At 67.9% G+C, this 14,337-nt stretch carries 10 protein-coding genes; 5 read left to right on the forward strand and 5 right to left on the reverse strand.

What is annotated here, in order from left to right; all coding sequences use genetic code 11:
• Positions 1 to 38 precede the first annotated feature (38 nt).
• From benA to AC4AMJ_RS17060, 4 genes are all read left to right on the forward strand, one after another.
• Positions 39 to 1,424, forward strand: coding sequence for a benzoate 1,2-dioxygenase large subunit (gene benA / locus AC4AMJ_RS17045; protein ID WP_489899937.1), 1,386 nt, complete (start codon positions 39 to 41; stop codon positions 1,422 to 1,424).
• A 261-nt stretch (positions 1,425 to 1,685) separates the two neighbouring features.
• A complete protein-coding gene (gene benB, locus AC4AMJ_RS17050) occupies positions 1,686 to 2,219 on the forward strand; it encodes a benzoate 1,2-dioxygenase small subunit (protein ID WP_489899936.1) in 534 nt (177 codons plus the stop codon).
• An 11-nt stretch (positions 2,220 to 2,230) separates the two neighbouring features.
• Positions 2,231 to 5,020, forward strand: a complete 2,790-nt coding sequence (gene benC, locus AC4AMJ_RS17055; RefSeq protein ID WP_489913472.1) for a benzoate 1,2-dioxygenase electron transfer component BenC — start codon at positions 2,231 to 2,233, stop codon at positions 5,018 to 5,020.
• Between the two features lie 52 nt (positions 5,021 to 5,072).
• Entirely contained in the window at positions 5,073 to 7,739 is a 2,667-nt protein-coding gene (locus tag AC4AMJ_RS17060) for a helix-turn-helix transcriptional regulator (RefSeq protein WP_489913474.1), read from the forward strand.
• A 128-nt stretch (positions 7,740 to 7,867) separates the two neighbouring features.
• On the opposite strand, the gene AC4AMJ_RS17065 is transcribed toward AC4AMJ_RS17060, so the two are convergent.
• The 4 genes from AC4AMJ_RS17065 to AC4AMJ_RS17080 are packed head-to-tail and all read right to left on the reverse strand — an operon-like array spanning position 7,868 to position 11,323.
• A complete protein-coding gene (locus tag AC4AMJ_RS17065; protein WP_489899932.1) occupies positions 7,868 to 8,524 on the reverse strand; it encodes a 3-oxoacid CoA-transferase subunit B in 657 nt (218 codons plus the stop codon).
• A 26-nt stretch (positions 8,525 to 8,550) separates the two neighbouring features.
• On the reverse strand, positions 8,551 to 9,333 hold the full coding sequence (locus tag AC4AMJ_RS17070; RefSeq protein ID WP_489899931.1) for a CoA transferase subunit A: 783 nt from the start codon (positions 9,331 to 9,333) through the stop codon (positions 8,551 to 8,553).
• Positions 9,330 to 10,100, reverse strand: coding sequence for a 3-oxoadipate enol-lactonase (gene pcaD, locus AC4AMJ_RS17075; RefSeq protein ID WP_489913476.1), 771 nt, complete (start codon positions 10,098 to 10,100; stop codon positions 9,330 to 9,332). Before pcaD ends, AC4AMJ_RS17070 begins: the two co-directional genes overlap by 4 nt.
• The gene (locus tag AC4AMJ_RS17080; RefSeq protein WP_489899929.1) at positions 10,097 to 11,323 is read right to left on the reverse strand and encodes an acetyl-CoA C-acetyltransferase; all 1,227 of its coding nucleotides are present in this window, start codon (positions 11,321 to 11,323) and stop codon (positions 10,097 to 10,099) included. The genes pcaD and AC4AMJ_RS17080 overlap by 4 nt, the downstream gene beginning before the upstream one ends.
• A 76-nt stretch (positions 11,324 to 11,399) precedes the next feature.
• On the opposite strand from AC4AMJ_RS17080, the gene AC4AMJ_RS17085 reads away from it, so the two are divergent.
• Entirely contained in the window at positions 11,400 to 12,293 is an 894-nt protein-coding gene (locus tag AC4AMJ_RS17085) for a LysR substrate-binding domain-containing protein (protein WP_489899928.1), read from the forward strand.
• Between the two features lie 54 nt (positions 12,294 to 12,347).
• On the opposite strand, the gene AC4AMJ_RS17090 is transcribed toward AC4AMJ_RS17085, so the two are convergent.
• On the reverse strand, positions 12,348 to 14,324 hold the full coding sequence (locus AC4AMJ_RS17090) for a substrate-binding domain-containing protein (RefSeq protein ID WP_489913478.1): 1,977 nt from the start codon (positions 14,322 to 14,324) through the stop codon (positions 12,348 to 12,350).
• Positions 14,325 to 14,337: the final 13 nt, after the last annotated feature.

Here is a 14,337-nt window from a genome sequence, read left to right on the forward strand (position 1 = left end):
GTCAAGGGACAGCCCACAGACCACCTGGAGGTAGAAATATGACCGCGTCGATCACCGACAACCTGCAGCATGTGCAGTCGATCCTGTCCGATGCGGTCATCGACGACCGGGAATCCGGCGTCTACCGAGCGAATCGTCGCATCTTCACCGACGAGGACATCTTCGAACTCGAGATGAAGCACATCTTCGAGGGCAACTGGATCTACCTGGCCCACGAGAGCCAGGTGCCCAACCCCGGCGACTACTTCACCACCTATATCGGCCGGCAACCGGTGATGATCACCCGCGACAAGGATGGCGAGCTGCACTGCCTGATCAACGCGTGCGCGCACCGCGGGGCGATGATCTGTCGTCGTAAGACCGACAACCGGATGACCCTCACCTGCCCGTTCCACGGCTGGACCTTCCGCAACGACGGCACCCTGCTCAAGGTCAAGGACCCCGAAGGGGCCGGCTACCCCGACACCTTCAACGTCAACGGTTCCCACAATCTCACCAAGGTCGCCCGGTTCGACAGTTACCGCGGATTCTTGTTCGGCAGCCTCAACGACGACGTTGCGTCGCTCGACGATCACCTCGGTGACACCCGACTCGTCATCGACATGCTGGTCGACCAGTCCCCCGAGGGCCTCGAGGTGGTGCGCGGCGCGTCCACCTACACCTACGACGGCAACTGGAAGGTGCAGGCGGAGAACGGCGCCGACGGCTACCACGTCACCGCGACACACTGGAACTATGCGGCGACCACGTCGCGCCGTAGCACCGGCGAATCGAAGAACGACACCAAGGCACTCGACGCCGGCGGCTGGGGCAAATCCGGTGGTGGCTACTGGTCGTACCCGAATGGCCATCTCTGCCTGTGGACCTGGGCGGCCAACCCGCAAGACCGGCCGCTGTGGGACAAGATGGACGAGCTGAAGGAGAAATTCGGAGACGCCAAAGGCGAGTTCATGGTCAAGGGGTCACGCAATCTGTGCCTGTACCCGAATGTCTATCTGATGGACCAGTTCTCGACGCAGATCCGTCACTTCCGGCCGATCGCACCGGACAAGACCGAGGTGACGATCTATTGCATCGCACCGAAGGGTGAGAGCGATGCCGCCCGCGCACATCGCATCCGCCAGTACGAGGACTTCTTCAACGCGTCCGGGATGGCGACCCCGGACGATCTGGAAGAGTTCCGCTCCTGCCAGCTCACCTTCCGCGCCCAGGCCGCACCGTGGAACGACATGAGCCGTGGCGCCGAGCACTGGCTGACCGGACCCGATCCCGTCGCGGAAACCCTGGGCATGACGGGCGTCATCTCCGCCGGCGTCAAGAACGAGGACGAGGGTCTCTATCCGGTGCAGCACGGCTATTGGCTGGAGACGATGCGCAAAGCGGCCGACGCCGCGGAAGGGGCCAACCATTCGCTGGTCGAGTAGCCCGAGGCGCCAGCCCCCTCCGCTGGTCGAGCAGCCCGAGGCGCCAGCCCCTCCGCTGGTCGAGTAGCCCGAGGCGCCAGCCGAGGGCGTATCGAGACCACGCCACCCTCGATCTCGATACGCGACTCACTCCGTTCGCTGCTACTCGATCCGCGGAAACCGCCACTCTCCAATTCGCTGGTCGAGTAGCCCGAGGCGCCAGCCGAGGGCGTATCGAGACCCGAGACCCGAGACCCCAGACACTCCGAACAGGATCACCCGATGACCACCACGCAGCCCGCGAACCAATCGACCAGTTCCGAAAAGCTCATCACCCAGAACATGATCGAGCAATTCCTCTACCGGGAGGCCCGCTACCTCGACGACCGCGAGTTCGAGAAATGGCTCGAGTGCTACGCCGACGACGTCGTCTACTGGATGCCGTCCTGGGACGACTCCGACCGGCTCACCGAAAACCCACAACGCGAGATCTCGCTGATCTACTACGGGAACAAGGGCGGACTCGAGGACCGGGTGTTCCGCATCCGGACCGAGCGCTCCTCGGCGACCTCGCTGCCCGAACCACGCACGAGCCACAACATCACCAATGTCGAGGTCATCGAACGGCGTGGCGATCTCGTCGACGTCCGATTCAACTGGCACACCATGTATTTCCGGTACAACACCGTCGACCCGTATTACGGCACCTCGTTCTACACGATCGATTTCTCCGGTGAGCAACCGTTGATCCGGCGCAAGACGATCGTGCTCAAGAACGACTACATCCACCACGTGGTCGACATCTACCACTTCTAGGAGTCCACCCCATGACCGTCACGACAGACCGCGACGCCGCGGCGTCGAGCAGTGCCGATTCCCGCACGCACCAGGTCGCCCTCGCCTTCGAGGACGGGGTCACACGGTTCATCACCTGCCGCGAGGACCAGACCGTCGCCGACGCCTCCTACCGGCAACGCATCAACATCCCGCTCGACTGCCGCGACGGGGCCTGCGGCACCTGCAAGGCGTTCTGCGAGTCCGGCGAGTACGACGGCGGCACCTACATCGAAGACGCTCTGACCGACGACGAGTCGGACGCCGGTTACGCGCTGCCGTGCTGCATGAAACCGCAATCCGATCTGGTGCTGCAGATCTCGGCGACCTCGGACATCGCCAAGACCCAGGCGGCCACCTTCACCGGCACGATCGTCGATCTCGATCGGCTCTCGGAGTCGACGATGCGGGTGGGCATCGAGATCCCCAACCGCGGTGATCTGGCTTTCCTCCCCGGTCAGTACGTGAACATCGCCGTTCCGGGCACCGACGACGGTGAGGGCGGGTTGCTGTCTCGCTCCTACTCCTTCGCCAACGGGCCGCACGAGGAACGTCTCGTCTTCCTGGTCAAGCTGACCTCGGGCGGCGCGATGTCGACCTACCTCACCGAACGGGCCACCCGCGGCGAATCGATCACCTTCACCGGCCCGCACGGTTCATTCTTCCTGCGGGAGGCGACCCGCCCGGTCCTGCTGCTCGCCGGCGGCACCGGCCTGGCCCCGATCCTGTCGATGCTGCGCAAACTGCATGACGACAACAGTCGCCGCAAGGTGCACCTGATCTACGGCGTGTCCACCGACACCGACCTCGTCGCACTCGACGACATCGAGTTCTTCGCCGGCGCGCTACTCGGATTCACCTGGGACCATTGCGTTTCCGATCCGGCCAGCACAGCGGTCAACAAGGGCTACGTGATGAGCCTGATCGAACCCGGCCACCTCTACGACGGCGACGTCGCCATCTATCTGTGTGGACCGCCACCGATGGTGGAGTCGGTGCGCAAACACGTCGCCGACGCCGGTATCGAGCCGACCGGCTTCTACTACGAGAAGTTCGCACTCGCGGTCCCGGCCGGTGCGGCTCCCGCCACCGAGGAGGCACCCGCAGACGCCGTCCCCGCTGCCACGTCGCCGGCGATCTCCGACGAGGGCGTGATCCCGGCGTCCGACGCGCGCGCCATCGCCGGTCAGATCACTCTGCCGCGCAGCGACATCGCCCCGTGGCCGGAACCGCTGACCGCAATCGCAGACGACGACTCGCGACTGCGCATCGGCGGCCAGCAGGTCTGGTCCCCGAGCGGCGGCGACGCCGTTCTCGATCCGGACGAGGGAACACTGCTCCCGGCCGCCGCCCGCGGGATCGCCGGCCACGAGGTGTTCGCGCCCCGAGACGTCACACCACTGCACCCTCGTGTCGCAGAGGAGATTTCGTCGTCACCCGAGCAGCCGTCCTCGTCGACCGAGACGCCGGACTCCCCGGCCGTTCCGGATTCGACGACGGTCACCGCCGAGGGCTACCAGATCGGCGAGGAACACCCGGAGATCCACGAGTCCGACGCGCTGTTCGAGGCGCGCGCAGCGCTGGAGCTCGGTGCGCTCGAGCTCACCTTCGGGCGTCTGACCAGTCGGCAACTGGCCGGATACCGTCTGCTCGCCGAGACCACGCTCCCGTTCGTGAAGGGTGACCAGTTCGTCGATGCCGCCGAATACACCGAGACCAACGCCAATTTCCACGATTACCTGTTCACGCTGACCGGCAACAGCCATCTGCTCGAGGCCTACAAGGCCCTCGGCGTGAAGGGCCGGATGAGTGAGGTGCTGCGCAACGCGACCTGGTGCCACCCACTGTGCGCGCAGGATCATGTGGACATCGTGGCCGCGTTCGAATCCGGCGACCACGATGCGGCGCGAGCGCTCATCTCGGCCCACGCCGATCGTTCCAAGCAGACCATGCGACGTGCGATGGCCGACGAGATGGCCGCGAAGAGACCACGTTTCGTCACCCCCGGCCGATTCGCCGGCAAGGTGGTGGTGGTCACCGGGGCCGCGCAGGGCATCGGCGAGCAGGCGGCCCGCCGCATCAGTGCCGAGGGAGGCAAGGTGGTGTTGGCCGACCGCGCCGACATCGTGGGCGACCTGGCCGACGAGCTGGCCGCCACCGGTCCCGGTGCCATTCCGGCGCTCGCCGATCTGGAGACCTACGACGGTGCGCAGTCCGTGGTGACGGCAGCACTGCGCGCCTACGGGCGCATCGATGTGCTGATCAACAACGTCGGCGGGGCGATCAACTTCAAACCGTTCACCGAGTTCTCCGATCAGGAGATCCGCGCCGAGATCGACCGATCGCTGATGACGACGTTGTTCGCCTGTCGCGCCGCCCTGCCGTCGATGCTGGAGCGGGGTGCGGGCGTGATCGTGAACGTGTCGTCGGCGGCCACACGTGGGATCAACCGCATCCCGTACTCGGCGGCCAAGGGTGGCATCAACGCGATCACCGCGTCGCTGGCGATGGAGTACGCCGACGCCGGAATCCGTGTGGTGGCCACCGCGCCCGGTGGTACCGAGGCACCCCCGCGGCGCATCTCACGAGGCACACCGGCCCCCACGAACGCCACCGAGGCGGACTGGTTCCAGGCGCACATCGACCAGACCCTGTCGGCGTCGTTGATGCACCGCTACGGCACGCTCGACGAGCAGTCCGCCGCGATCTGTTTCCTGGCGTCCGACGAGGCGTCCTACATCACCGGGACCGTGCTCCCGGTGGCGGGCGGCGACCTCGGCTGACCGGGCACCCGATTCGGGCAGGCGTCGACCGGATCGGACATACGATGAGGCGATGATCGTCGTGGCCGAGTGCGTGGGAAGGGATACCGAGATCAGCGGCCTGCTCACCCGCGCCCAGTCGATCACCGGTCCCGAGTTTCTCGTCATCCGCGGCGACCCCGGAATCGGGAAGTCCACCCTGGTGGCAAGGCTCGGGCACGGGCATCGCGACGCCCACGACGACACCCGGGCGTTGTGGGCGCAGGCCGCGCCCTGGGAGACCGACTCCCCCTGCGCGGTCGCGCGTCAGCTGCTCCAGGTCCCCGACTCGGCATCCCCGGACGAGCTCGCGCGTCTACTGGTGGGACGGCTCGACGGCACCGAGCCGGCGATCGTCGTCGTCGACGACGCCGAGTACGTCGATCCCGAATCGATGCAGATGCTCCTGTCGACGACGCGCGCACATCGGTCCCTACGGGTTCTGGTCGTCCTGACCACGTCGCGGTCCGGGGTCCTGTGGCCCGGACTGATCGCCGACGAGATGCGCCTCGACGGCCTGGGTGGTGCGGCGGTCGGCGAACTCGCCGGCATCCGGGGGCTGGTGCTCCATCCGTCGATGGTCGACCACCTGGTTCGGCACACCGGCGGAAACCCGCGAGACATCCTGGCCCTCTTCGACGAGGTCCCGACCCGCGTGTGGGCACGCAGTGACCACACGCTGCCGGCGCCCAACCACACCGTCGCCGACGTGCGCGAACGGCTGACACGGTGTACCCCGCAGGCACGTTCGCTCGTCGAAGCTCTCGCCGTGCTGGATGAGGTCGAACCGCTTGATGCCGCGGTGGCGCTCGCCGGCATCGACGACAACCCGCTCAGCGCCCTCGACGTCGCGGCCGGCAGCGGGCTGCTGGAGCGGCCCGCCGGGGTCACCCCAGCCGAAACCGAACCACGCCTGATCGATTCACTCACCCGCGCAGCAGTACTCGAGGTGATGGGCATGCGTGCCGTCGGTGACGCACATCGCCGCGCCGCGGACATCGTCACCGACCCCGCACGCCGACTGCACCATCGCGTGGCCGCGACCCCCACCTTCGATCCGGACCTGGCCGACGACCTCGATGAGTTGGCACAGCGCCGGGGCGCCGACGGGGCATGGGCCGAGGCGGCCGGGCTCTACCGGCAGGCCGGCCGCCTGACCGCGGACCCGGTCCTTCGCGACACCCGCATAACCCTCGCCGTCGATGCACTGTTGGCGGCCGGCGACTGCATCGATGCCGGCGCGCTGGTACCGGTGGTGGAGAGCATGCGTGAAACCCCTTTGCGCAACGCGTCTCTGGCATATCTCGCGATCCTCCGGGGACGCTCGGCGGAAGCACGCATACGTCTCGACCGAGCCTGGGGCATCGTCAATTTCGACCGTGATCCCGACATCGCCGCCGTCATCGCCCAACGCTATGTCCTGCACAATCTGGTGCGTTGCCAAGGCAACGAACTCGTGGAGTGGGCCGATCGCGCGATCGCCATGGCGGGCAGCCAGTCCCCCGCGGGCGTGGAGGCTGCGGTGATCCGGGGTCTGGGCCTGGCGTGGTCCGGGCGCCCGCAGGAGGCGGCGTCAGACTACGCCGGGCTTGCCGAACGGATCCGTTTCGGCGCCCAGGCCCAGCGCGCCACGATGGGTCGAGGGTGGCTGCAGCTCGGTCTCGATGACGTCGGCGCCGCGCGCAGCAATCTCGAAACGGCGGTGTCGATGGCGAACCTCGGCGGTTCCACACGGATCTCACTGTGGGCGCAAGCCTGGCTGGCACGCACCCAGTTCGTCACCGGGGATTGGGAACAGGCGCTACACACCGTCGACGCCGGCCGCTCGCTGGCCCGCGCCAGTGGTATCGAGCTGGCCAGTCCGTTGTTGAATTGGACTGCCGCGGCGATTCATTCGCTCCGCGGTGACTGGGATGAGGCCGAGCGCAGCGTCGAACTCGGTGCCACCGGAGCCGGGGATTACGAGATCATGCGCATTCCCGAGATGCTCGCCCGAGCCCAGATCGCGGAGGCGGCAGCAGATTACGCCAGGGTACAGCGCGTGCTCGATCCCTTGATCCGCTTGGCCGACGAGGTACCCGCGCTCACCGAACCGGGCTTCTGGCCGTGGGTGGACGTGTTGGCGAACGCGATGGTGATCGGCGGACGACTCGACGCGGCGGACGCATTGCTCCGACCGCACGAACAGCGGGCGTCGGAGCGCGGTCACCGTTCCGCCGGCGCACGGCTCAAGTACGCGCGCGGGCGATTCCTCGGCGCAACCGGCGAGATACCACTTGCCCGAAAGACATTCGAGGAGGCACTCGAATTACTCGACGGTCTCCCATTGCGCTATGACCTCGCCCGCGTCAACTTCGCGTACGGTCAGACCCTGCGACGCGCGGGGAAACGCCGTGCGGCCGATGCGATCATCACCACCGCCCGCGAGATCTACCTGTCGCTGGGTGCCACCACCTATGTCCAGCGCTGCGACCGCGAGCTCAAGGCGGGCGGCCTGAACGTGACCCGCGCGGATCGCGGCATCGTCGAGTTGACCCCCCAGGAGGAAGCGGTCACCGCGCTTGTCGCGCGCGGCCTCTCGAATCGGGAGGTCGCCGCCGAACTGTACATCTCGCCGAAGACCGTCCAATACCACCTGACCCGGATCTACGCGAAGCTCGGCCTGCGGTCACGCTCCGAGCTCGCCGCCGCACGCCGGTGACCGGCCTTGCCCGCCAATCGGCGTCGCCCGATGACCTCGGCACAGTTCTTCCCCCGGGTCTCGTCTTATCCGCCGAAAGCAGTTGGGGGATATGACGATACCCGGGGGAAGAACCGAGGAACAGGCCGTCAGGGGACGGGGACAGCGGCCGACGTGCGGTCCGTCAGCGGCGCGCCCGTCTTGGCCTCGACGTGTGCGAAGTCCACGCCGTCAGCCAGTTCCACGACGTCGAAACCGGTGCCGTTGACGTCGAAGACACCGAGGTCGGTGATGACGCGGGTGACCACGGAACGTCCGGTGAGCGGCAGCGAGCAGTGTGCGACCAGCTTGGGGTCGCCCTTCTTGGTGCTGTGCTCCATCAGCACGATGACCTGGCCGGCCCCGTTGACGAGATCCATTGCGCCGCCGATGCCCTTGACCATCGCGCCGGGCACCATCCAGTTGGCGAGGTCCCCGTTGCCGGACACCTGCATGCCACCGAGCACGGCGACGTCCACGTGACCGCCGCGAATCATCGCGAAGCTGGTCGCCGAGTCGAAGTAGGACGCTCCGGGCAGGACCGAGACGGTCTGCTTGCCGGCGTTGATCAGGTCGGGGTCGACCTCGTCATCGTAGGGATACGGGCCGACGCCGAGGATGCCGTTCTCGGCGTGCAGCATGATGCCGGAGTCGTCGGGCAGGTGATCGGGAATCAGTGTCGGCAGACCGATCCCGAGGTTGACGTAGTCACCGGGCCGCAGCTCTCGTGAAGCGCGGGCGGCCATCTCGGTGCGAGTCCAGGTCATGAGAGTTCTCCTACTGGTGTGCCGGGTCAGGCGTCGGTCTGGCCGGGGCGGGGACGTGTGGTGCGCTGTTCGATCTCCTTGCGCGCCGCCTGTTCCGGGGTCAGGGCGACGATGCGCTTGACGAAGATGCCGGGCAGGTGGATGTCGTCGGGCGCGAGCTCGCCGACCTCGACCACCTTCTCCGCCTCGACGATGGTGGTGCGGCCCGACATCGCGGCCGGCGGATTGAAGTTGCGGGCTGCCGCGTGGAACTTGCAGTTGCCTGCCTTGTCGACCACGGCCGCACGGATCAACGCGTAGTCGGTGACGATCGCCTCCTCGAGGACCATGTCCTGCCCGTTGAAGGTGCGCACCTCCTTGGGTTCGGAGGCCAGGGCGACGCTGCCGTCGGGGTTGTAACGCCAGGGCAGTCCGCCGTCGGCGACAAGGGTGCCGACACCGGTCGGGGTGTAGAAGGCGCCGATGCCGCTGCCACCGGCGCGCATCCGCTCGGCCAGGGTGCCCTGCGGGGTGAGTTCAACGGTGACCTCACCGGCGAGGAACTGGCGGCCGAACTCTTTGTTCTCACCGATGTAGGACGCGATGACCTTGTCGATCCGGCGTGCCTCCAGCAGCAACCCGAGGCCGGCGCCGTCGACGCCGCAGTTGTTGGATGCGATGGTGAGGTTGCCGGCGCCCTGTTCCAGCAACGCCTCGATGAGGAACCACGGGATGCCGGCGAGACCGAACCCTCCGACCGCGAGGCTGGCGCCGTCGGGGATGTCGGCGACGGCCTCGGCGGCGGAACCGGCCAGTTTGTCGATGCTCATGAGTGCTCCAAATGCTCTGTCAGTGCTGGGGTGATGATCTCGGGTTGTTCGGCGTTCGCCAGGTGTGCGGAGTGCGGGACGACCAGCAGTCGGCCGTTCTTCACGCTCTCGGCGATCTCTTCGAGTTTGGGCGGCGGAGTGGCCGGATCGTCGGCGCCGGCGATCGCCAGCGTGGGTGCGACGATCGAGGACAGGTCGGCACGTTGGTCCATGACCGCGATCGCCTCACAACATCCGGCATAACCCTCGGCCGACGTGTCGACGACCATCTGCTCGTGGTAGGCCTTGGAATCCGGCTGTGCCGCAAGGTAGTCAGCGGTGAACCAGCGCTGCACAACGGCTTCGGCCACGGCACCGCTGCCCCGCTCGCGCACGGTAGCAGCCCGATCGGTCCACGCTGATGACGGAGTGAGTTGGGCGCCCGTGCACAGCAGAGCAAGCCGCTCGACCCGCTCCGGGTTCCGCACACCGAGCCGCATGGCGGTCATTCCCCCGAGCGACAGTCCGACGATGTGCGCGCGTTCGATGTCGAGTCGGTCGAGCAGGGCGATCACGTCATCGGCGAGATCGTCGATCGTGTACGGTCCCTGCGGAACCGGCGATTGCCCGTGGCCCCGGGTGTTGTACCGGACCACGCGGAAGCGCTCTTCGAGAGCAGCCAGCTGCGCATCCCACATCCGGTAGGTCGAGCCCAGCGAGTTCGACAACACGACCGCGGGCCCCTCGGGCCGCCCGCTGACGACCGCTTCGACCTCCACGGCGCTCATCGGATCACCTCGAAGACCGCCGCCAACCCCTGGCCGCCGCCGATGCACATGGTCTCCAGCACCCGGCGTGAGCCCCGGCGCCGCGCCTCGTGGGCTGCGGTGGCCAGGATGCGGGCCCCGGTGGCCCCGATCGGATGACCGAGCGAGATGCCGGAGCCGTTGGGATTCAGGCGTTCATCTGTCGCGTCGACCTTCCATTCGGCGAGGACGGCGAGCACCTGGGCGGCGAAGGCCTCGTTGAGTTCGATGAGGTCGATCTCGTCGAGGGTCAGGCCCGCGCGGTCCAGCGCGGCTGCGGTCGCACCGACGGGACCGATGCCCATCGTCTCGGGGTCGCAGCCGGTGACCGCCCAGGAGGTCAGCGCCAGCATGGGGTCGAGGCCTCGACGTTCCGCTTCGGCGCGCGTGGTGACCACACACATGGCGGCACCGTCGTTCTGTCCGGACGCATTGCCCGCGGTGACCGTTGATTCGGGGTCGAGCTTGAGGCGGATCGGCCGGAGCTTGCCCATCGATTCGACGGTGGCATCGGCGCGCGGGTGTTCATCGCGATCGACGACGACGTCCGGCTTGCCCCGCTTGCCGGGCACCGTCACGGCCACCAGCTCGTCGGCGAAGCGCCCGGCCTCGTGAGCCGCGATCGCCCGCTGGTGCGAGGTGACGGCGAGTTCGTCCTGTTCCTGCCGCCCGATCCCGTAGCGGGCCCGGAGGTTCTCCGCGGTCTCGATCATGCCGCCGGGAACCGGATGGCTCTCACCACCCGCGGTCAGACGGCCGCGGTCGAGGCGGTCCATCAGCTCGACCCCGCCCTGCCGGATGCCGGTCCGCAGGCCCAGTGCATAGTGCTCGACGTTGGACATCGATTCGGCACCACCCGCGACGACCAGGCGCGCTCCCCCGGTCGCGACCTGCGACGCAGCGTTCAGGATAGCCTGCAGCCCCGAGCCGCAGCGTCGATCGACCTGCATGCCGGGGACTCCGACGCCCAGGCCGGCGTCGAGGGCGGCGATCCGCCCGATCGCCGGCGATTCACCGTTGGCGTAGCCCTGGCCGAGGATGACGTCGTCGACGTCCCCCTCGCCCAGTCCGGTGCGGGATGCCAGTTCCCGCAGCAGCCCGGTGGCGAGGTCGGTGACGGTGAGCGGGGCGAGAGCGCCCCCCATCCGACCTACCGGCGTGCGGAGCGGCGAACAGATGACGATGTCGGAGGCGGTGCTGGTCATACGTCAACGATAGGAACGCTCGCCGATATTGAGAAGTATCCATTTCGACATTTTTGATATGCGTAGAGTCTTAATCATGGAGTTGCGCCACCTTCGGTATTTCCGAGCGGTCGCCGAAGAGCTGCATTTCGGCCGCGCCGCGGAACGCCTGCACATCGCTCAGCCACCGCTGTCCCAGCAGATCCGACAGCTTGAAGAGGAGCTGGGCGTGCAGCTGCTGGTTCGCTCGACCCGTCGCGTCGAGCTCACCCCCGCCGGCGAGTCGTACCTCCGCCGGGTGGAGGAGATCCTCGACGCCGTCGACCTGGCCGGACTGCACGCGCAACGGATCTCGCAAGGTCGACAGGGTTCGCTGGCGATCGGGTGCGTGGGGTCGGCGACCTACTCGTTGCTCCCCCGGCTCGTCCGCGCGCTGCGTGAGGAACTGCCGGACCTGGATGTGAGTGTGCGCGGCGAGATGCTCGCGCCGGCCCAGCTCTCGGCGCTGCTGTCCGGCGAGATCGACCTGGCCCTGCTCCGGCCACCCGTCGGTGGCTCCGAGGTCGTCGTCGAGACGATCCGCCACGACCGGCTCTTCGTCGCGATGCCCGATGGCGATCCGCGTGCGGCGGGCGACACCGTGACGGCGACCGATCTCCGCGATGCGGACTTCATCGCCCACGCCGGCCAGGGCCGCTCGGTGATGAACGGGATCGTGGCCTCGATCTGCGCGGCCGCCGGATTCGTCCCGCAGATCCGCCATGAGGTCGCCGAGACGTCGACACTGGTCACGCTGGTCGCCGCGGGCCTCGGGGTGGCGATCGTGCCGGAGCCGACCGCGGCGCTCGGGATCGCCGGCGTGCGCTACCTACCGCTCGTACCCGATGCGCCCACGGTCGACCTCGCCGTGGCACGGGTCGCCGCGGAGCCCTCGCCGATGATCGAGCACGTCCTCACCGTGCTGCGCCGGGTGGCCGCCGACGACCATTGACAGCGAATCCGTCGCCGATCTCGATCTCGGTATCCCGGCTCGATCGGAAGCCGGTCAGCGGCCGGCCGCCTCGATCCTGGCCTGGATCGCATCGACGAACACGTTCTGGATGTCCTCCGGGGTCTTCGCGACATATGTGGTGCCACCCGGGGTGGCATCCGCGATCTGCTTCAACGCGTCGGTGTCCGCGTCGTCGGAGATACCGATGGTCAGCACGAGCACCGGTCGCGCCGGATCCTCGAGGCGTTTCAGCTCGGACAGCAACGTGTCCAGGCTGATGCTGTTGGGGTCCTCGTTCTGCCCGTCGGTCATGATGATGACCGAGTTCGAGTAGTTCGGGTCGTAGCTGCTCTGCACCTCCTTGAAGGCTGCGAGCGTCGTGTCGTACAGACCCGTGCCGCCCCCGAGCTGAGACGGCGCCAGACCGCGCCGCGTGGCCCGGGCCAGTTCGTCGCGGTGCGTTCCGCCGCCGACCGCGTCCGCATCGAGCCTGCGGATCGGTGACATCCACTTCCAGTCCTGGTCCGGCCCGCCCTTGTCGATGCCGAAGGCCCAGGCACCGATCATGGTGTTGTTCGGGAACAGCTTCAGCCCGGTCAGCGACGCTTCGGTCAACAGCCCGGCACGCGTCGTGTCCCCGGCCGGCGCAGCCATCGATCCGGAGGTGTCCTCGACGACGAGGGTTCGGATCGGCACACCGAGCACCTGCCACTGACGGATCGCCTTGTCGACCTGCGTCGGATCCTTCAGCTGGAGAACCTTCACCTGGCCCACGCCCGCGTTGTCCGGGAGTGGATCGCCCGCGGCATCGCGGTACCCCGACCCGTTGAGCGCCTTGACCCCCTCATCGGACGCGAGCTTGTCGGCGAGCGCCTTACCGGCCTCGGCCGCGGTATCACTGCGCGCCGCACCGGCCGTGTTCACCATCGGGTAATCCAACATGACGGTGCCGTCGGCCGGCACCGACGCCTTCAGTGCCGAGCCACTGTGGGTCCGGGTGAACAGCAGATACTGCTGCTCGGTGGTGACCACCGGGACGTCGGACGTGTTGGCCAGATTCAGCCGCACGCCGTCGCTGTCGTTCTCCAGGCGCGCATTGTTCTGCTGAATGGCCAACACCGTCATCGCCGATGTCAGCTGATTGTCGGTCAGATCGCCACTGTTCTCCTCGGCGAGCGCACCGACGATGGGGGCATCGCCGGTACTGGTGTCGATCGGACTACCGGTCCGCAGATCCTGGAGCTTCATCACGTCGACCCAGCTCGTCAGCTCGGGCACGGACTTGCCGACGACGACGGTCGGCGACGTCGCGATCGACGGCGAGATCAGGTTAAGGTCGCGACGAACCTGCGTGGTCACCCGGCGAGCCTGGATCTGCGAGTCGGCAACCCAGAGGTCGGGCGACTTGTCGCCGCTGGTCAGCTGGCCGGGCACCTCGGCGCCGGCCACTCCGGTGACCTTGAAATCGAAGCAGCTGTCCTCCGAGGCCTTCTGTGCGACCGAGCGCAACGCCCCGGTCATCGCCGGATCGGACGCGACCGCGACCGACGTGCGGTCGGCGCACCCCACCGCGCCCGTCCGCCACAGGACGAAGCCCGTGGTGAGCGCGACCACCAGCACCAACGCGGCAAGGCCCCAGATCCAGCCCGCCCGACGTCCCGACGACGCACGCCGGTGCTCGAAGCCGAACCCGTCATCGCCGGCGGATGCGCGACGGCCCGACCTGGTGTCGATCGGTCCACTCCGCGGCGCAGACCCGCCCACTCGCTGCGCTCCCGGCTCCCCGGCCACACGGCCCGCTCGCTCCGCTCCCGGCTCCCCGGCCACACGGCCCGCTCGCTCCGCTCCCGGCTCCCCGGCCACACGGCCCGCTCGCTCCGCTCCCGGCTCCCCGGCCACACGGCCCGCTCGCTCCGCTCCCGGCTCCCCAGGCACACGGCCCGCTCGCTCCGCTCCCGGCTCCCCAGGCACACGGCCCGCTCGCTCCGCTCCCGGCTCCGGGCGGTCACCGCCCGAACTATGGCGCCCCATCGCCGTCCCCCCT

The sequence above is a fragment of the Gordonia sp. LMA484 genome (genome assembly GCF_058129505.1).

Bases quoted from the DNA above. Each gene is read 5' to 3' on its own strand.
- benA (WP_489899937.1), top strand. From the start codon at position 39: ATGACCGCGTCGATCACCGACAACCTGCAGCATGTGCAGTCGATCCTG.
- benB (WP_489899936.1), top strand. From the start codon at position 1,686: ATGACCACCACGCAGCCCGCGAACCAATCGACCAGTTCCGAAAAGCTC.
- benC (WP_489913472.1), top strand. From the start codon at position 2,231: ATGACCGTCACGACAGACCGCGACGCCGCGGCGTCGAGCAGTGCCGAT.
- AC4AMJ_RS17060 (WP_489913474.1), top strand. From the start codon at position 5,073: ATGATCGTCGTGGCCGAGTGCGTGGGAAGGGATACCGAGATCAGCGGC.
- AC4AMJ_RS17065 (WP_489899932.1), bottom strand. From the start codon at position 8,524: ATGACCTGGACTCGCACCGAGATGGCCGCCCGCGCTTCACGAGAGCTG.
- AC4AMJ_RS17070 (WP_489899931.1), bottom strand. From the start codon at position 9,333: ATGAGCATCGACAAACTGGCCGGTTCCGCCGCCGAGGCCGTCGCCGAC.
- pcaD (WP_489913476.1), bottom strand. From the start codon at position 10,100: ATGAGCGCCGTGGAGGTCGAAGCGGTCGTCAGCGGGCGGCCCGAGGGG.
- AC4AMJ_RS17080 (WP_489899929.1), bottom strand. From the start codon at position 11,323: ATGACCAGCACCGCCTCCGACATCGTCATCTGTTCGCCGCTCCGCACG.
- AC4AMJ_RS17085 (WP_489899928.1), top strand. From the start codon at position 11,400: ATGGAGTTGCGCCACCTTCGGTATTTCCGAGCGGTCGCCGAAGAGCTG.
- AC4AMJ_RS17090 (WP_489913478.1), bottom strand. From the start codon at position 14,324: ATGGGGCGCCATAGTTCGGGCGGTGACCGCCCGGAGCCGGGAGCGGAG.